Origin of the sequence: Streptomyces oryzae (genome assembly GCF_017676365.1) — a bacterium.
In the GTDB taxonomy this organism is placed as follows: Bacteria; Actinomycetota; Actinomycetes; order Streptomycetales; family Streptomycetaceae; genus Streptomyces; species Streptomyces oryzae.
This window is the reverse complement of the sequence record NZ_JADKMA010000322.1, coordinates 1-4,649: the sequence shown is the minus strand read 5'-3', so window position 1 is coordinate 4,649 and position 4,649 is coordinate 1. Positions and strand designations below refer to the sequence as shown.

4 protein-coding genes are annotated in these 4,649 nt (G+C 70.3%); 3 read left to right on the top strand and 1 reads right to left on the bottom strand.

Annotated features, from left to right (window positions below):
* Positions 1-48 precede the first annotated feature (48 nt).
* Positions 49-1,107 carry a DedA family protein gene (locus tag ITI46_RS33340; protein ID WP_209243684.1) on the bottom strand — a complete coding sequence of 353 codons (1,059 nt, stop codon included), beginning with the start codon at positions 1,105-1,107 and terminating at the stop codon, positions 49-51.
* Positions 1,108-1,549: 442 nt separating this feature from the next.
* On the opposite strand from ITI46_RS33340, the gene ITI46_RS33335 reads away from it, so the two are divergent.
* The 3 genes from ITI46_RS33335 to ITI46_RS33325 form a co-directional block, all read left to right on the top strand.
* On the top strand, positions 1,550-3,190 hold the full coding sequence (locus ITI46_RS33335) for a M28 family metallopeptidase (protein ID WP_372452136.1): 1,641 nt from the start codon (positions 1,550-1,552) through the stop codon (positions 3,188-3,190).
* A 228-nt stretch (positions 3,191-3,418) separates the two neighbouring features.
* Positions 3,419-3,715 carry a type II toxin-antitoxin system VapB family antitoxin gene (locus ITI46_RS33330; protein WP_003999914.1) on the top strand — a complete coding sequence of 99 codons (297 nt, stop codon included), beginning with the start codon at positions 3,419-3,421 and terminating at the stop codon, positions 3,713-3,715.
* Positions 3,716-3,906: 191 nt separating this feature from the next.
* On the top strand, positions 3,907-4,649 hold a 743-nt coding region (locus ITI46_RS33325; protein ID WP_247746983.1), incomplete at its 3' end, for a LytR C-terminal domain-containing protein.

The following is a 4,649-nucleotide window of genomic DNA, read 5'->3' as shown; positions in this document are numbered from 1 at the left end:
CCCCCTCCCTGTGCCAGGGAGGGGGCGCCCCATGATGCCGGGCCCGTCCTAGCGGCGGGCGTGCCTGCCGCGGCCGCCGGGCCGGTTCTGCTGAGCGGACGGATCCTGCGGCGGGGCGGGGGGACCCTGCGGGGCCGCACCGTCCTCGTACGGGCCCTGGGGCGCCGCGCCGGTGCCGTACGGGCCCTGCGGCGCCGACCCCGGACCGCCGCCGTACGGGACCTCCGGAGGAAGCGGGTGGCCGTCGCCGTAGGGAGCGCCGGGCGGCATCGGGCCGGGGTGCGGAGCGCCCGCGGCGGGACCGGAGCCATAGGCACCAGGGGCGCCATGGGCGCCATGGGCGCCCGGAGTACCCGGCGCACCCGGAGCGGCGCCCTGGTGGTGCTGCGGGGCGCCGTAACCGGCGGAGCCGTAGGGCGCGCCCGGAGCCGGGGGCCGGTTCTCCGCGGCTGCCGGGGCGGCCGGGGCGTCGGACTCGGCGGCAGAGCGGCCCTTGCCGCGGCTCCGCAGATACTCGATCACGATCGGGATGACCGACAGCAGCACGATGCCGATGAGGATCGTCTCGATGTGCTCGTGCACGAAGTCGATCTGCCCCAGCGCTGCACCCAGCAGGGTGACACCGGCGCCCCACAAGGTGCCGCCGATGACGTTGAAGATGATGAAGGACCGATACCGCATCCCGCTGACACCGGCGATGATCGGCGTGAACGTCCGGACGATCGGCACGAACCTGGCCAGCACCAGCGACTTCGGCCCGTGCTTCTCGAAGAACTCGTGCGCCTTCTCCACGTTCTCCTGCTTGAAGAAGCGCGAGTCCGGCCGCCGGAAGAGCGTCGGCCCGACCTTCTTGCCGAACAGATATCCGGCCTGATCACCCAGCACGGCGGAGAGCACGATCAGCAGGCACATCAGCCACAGCGGCATGTGCAGCTGATCGGTCACGATCAGCAGCCCCGTGGTGAACAGCAGCGAGTCACCGGGCAGGAAGAAGCCGATCAGCAGCCCTGATTCCGCGAAGACGATCGCCAGGATCCCGACAGGGCCGAAGGTCTGGATCAGGAAGTCCGGATCCAGCCAGCTGGGTCCTAGTGCGAGGTTGGTCACGGAAGGCTCCTGATCAGGGGCGCGGGACGGAGATGCCGTCCGGCCGGTGGCCGGGGGAGAGCGCGGAGACGACACACGGGCGGTATCGGACGCTACACGCTACCAACGCGGCTCCCCTCCCCACGCGTTCCCGAGCCACCTGGACCGGCGGCACGGACCGGCGGTGCGGGCTGTCGTACGGCCGCAGTACGAGCCGCCCTACGGCCGCGATACGGGCAGCAACACGACCGCGAGTGCGCGCACAGCCCGTTCCCTACGGGCCCCTCCCCCGCTAGCTTCCCTCTGACCGAGTCCGCGCGTCCGTATGCCGGACGTCACAGGCTCACCGGGTCACAGCACACCAAGAGCACAACAGAGCACCAGAACAGAGAGCAAAGAGCGCACCAGAGCACAGAGCACAGAGCTCCACACGTCGAACGGCCGTCCCGAAAGGACCACGACTGTGTCCGTACCGCTCCGCTCCGCCCGCTCCCTGCACGCACTGCGCAGGAGATCCGTGGCGGCTCTCGCCGCCACCTCGCTGGCCACCCCGCTGCTCCTCGCCTCGTCCACGACAGCGGGCGCCGCCACCGACGATCACCGCGCGGCGCAGCAGCCCGCGAAACAGCCCGCGAAACAGTCCGCCAAAGAAGCCGACAAGCTCGCCAAGAAGCTGGTCCGGCGCACCAGTGGGCGCGGCGCGATGAAGCACCTGAAGGCCCTCAGCACCATCGCCGACCACAGCGACGGCAACAGGGGTGCGGGCTCCAAGGGCCACGACCGCTCGGCCCGCTACGCCGGCGCCCTGCTCAAAGCGGCGGGCTACAAGGTCTCGTACCAGAAGTTCGAGTTCACCTTCCGCGAGACCCTCGCCGAGAAACTCACCGTGCTCGCCCCGGACCGGCGTGACGTCCCCCTCACCCTGATGACGTACACCAAGAGCACCCCGCAGGGCGGTATCGAGGCACCAGTAGCAGCAGTTCCGGTCGACGCCGACGGCAGCAACGGCTGCGATGCGGGCGACTACGCCCAGGGCACGTACGACGGAAAAATCGCGCTGATCAAGCGGGGCGGCTGTACGTTCGCGCAGAAGCAGGCGAGCGCCGCCGACGCGGGCGCGGCCGGCGCGGTGATCTACAACAACGAGGACGGCGCGCTCAACGGCACCCTCGGCAGCCCGGACGCCGCCCGCATCCCCACCGGCGGCATCACCCAGGCCGACGGCGAAGCGCTCGCCGAGCAGGCGGCCAAGGGGGAGGTCACCGTCAATCTGGAGGTGCGGGAACACCAGGAGCAGCGCACCACCGACAACGTGATCGCCGAGACCCGCGGCGGCAACCCGGACAACACGGTGATGCTCGGCGCCCACCTCGACTCCGTCCCCGAGGGCCCCGGCATCAACGACAACGGCTCCGGCTCGGCGGGCATCCTGGAGACGGCCCTCCAGCTGGCCAGGGCCGACCATCAGGGCAAGCACGCCAACAAGGTCCGCTTCGCACTGTGGAGCGCCGAGGAACTGGGCCTGCTGGGCGCCGAGCACTACGTCGAGCAACTGCCGGCCGCCGAACGCGCGAAAATCTCGCTCTACCTCAACTTCGACATGATCGCGAGCCCCAACTACGGGATGTTCGCCTACGACGGGGACGACTCCGACGGCACCGGCGCAGGCCCGGGCCCGGAGGGTTCGGCGACGCTGGAGAAGGACCTGGCGGACTTCCTCACCTCGCGCGGTACGCCGACCCGAGGCACCGACTTCACCGGCCGCTCCGACTACGGCCCCTTCATCGAGGCCGGCATCCCCGCCGGCGGCACCTTCACCGGAGCCGAGGAGATCAAGACCGCCGAGGAGCAGAAGCTGTGGGGCGGCACGGCCGGAGCGGCGTATGACGGCTGCTACCACCAGGCGTGCGACACCCTGAAGAACATCGATGCGCGCGCCTTCGACCTCAACGTCAAAGCCATCGCCAACGCGGTCGGCCACTACGCCTGGGACACCAGCGGGCTGCCCCGCGGCACCGACCGCCCGGCACGCCCCTCAGGCAACCGTCTTACGGCCTCCGCCCCGGCGACAGGACCGTACAAGGGCGCGTACCTCATCCGCTGAGCTGCCGCCCCGTGCAACCACGCGCCCCGTTGTCCACAGCCTGTGGACAACGGGGCGCGCCCGGATCGCACACGACTTACACGCCACCGGCACCGAAGCGGCGCCCACCGTCCGCCCGCCTTCCACCCATGCTCTGCCCACTTTCACCCCGGTTCACCGACAACTCACCCGGATTGCACCAGCGGCACAGGGCTGCGCCCGGTACCGGTGGCCCGGTAGGCTTTCCGTGTGATCTTCAAGCGAATCGGAAACGGGCGGCCGTACCCCGACCATGGCCGGGAGAGCACCCGTCAGTGGGCGGATGTGGCCCCGCGCCCGGTGCGCCTTGACCAGCTCGTCACCACCAAAGGCCAGCTCGATCTGGAGACCCTGCTCGCGGAGGATTCGACGTTCTACGGCGACCTGTTCGCCCACGTCGTGAAGTGGCAGGGCGACCTGTATCTGGAGGACGGGCTGCACCGCGCGGTCCGCGCGGCGCTCCAGCAGCGCCAGGTGCTCCACGCCCGCGTCCTCGAACTGGACTGACGCCACCGCCACACGGGACCGCCCCGCCCCCTCGCCGCAGGACCACCCGGCAGGCCCCCTCAGGTCCCCCAGGTCGGAAGCCCGCCGCAGGACCACACACATTCCCCCGTTCAGGTACGTGTTTGTAGGCGTATCGAGGAGCCGCTGATCATCTAGTAGGCAGTAATGCCTACGGCCACTACCCTGCGCACATGAGCATGCTCACTCCCCCGGACATGGGCGGTAAGTACCGCATCACGGGAGACCGTTACCCGCGGATGCGCAGGCCACGGCGGCGGGGGCGGATCATCGCCGCCTCGCTCGCCTCGGCGCTGGCCGTCGGGGTGCTCGGGTGGGGCACGCTCCAGATCGTCGGCATCTTCTCCGGCGGCGCCCCCGTCACCGCCTCCGGCCGTGCGGCCGAGCACACCAAATGCGCCTCGCCCGCCTCCTCCGACAGGCCCGTCGGCTCCGAGAAGGCCACAGCGGGCGGCAGAAACGCTCTTCTCGGCAGCAAGCACGCCGCCGCGGCCGACGACGAGGGCACGGACACGGGCAAGAACAAGGACAAGGCCGCCGATGGCGGCAAACTCCCGGAGCCCGGCGACATCACGGTCAACGTCCTGAACGCCACCTCGCGCAGCGGCCTGGCCAAGGACACCGCCGACGAGCTGAAGAAGCGCGGCTTCAAGATCGGCAAGATCGGCAATGCCCCCGCCGAGTTCGACGGGAAGGTCAAAAGGGCTGGCATCCTCGTCGGCGCCCCCGGCTCCACCACCTCCGACCGGCTGCAAGTCCTGGGCACCCAGCTGGAGAACACCGATACGCGGTACGACGAGCGGAACGGCAAGGACATCGACCTCGTCCTCGGCAAGGGCTTCGAGCGCCTCACGAAGAAGAAGGCCGCCACCGCCGCCCTGGCCGAGCTGGCCGACTCACCCCGCCCGGGAAAGCC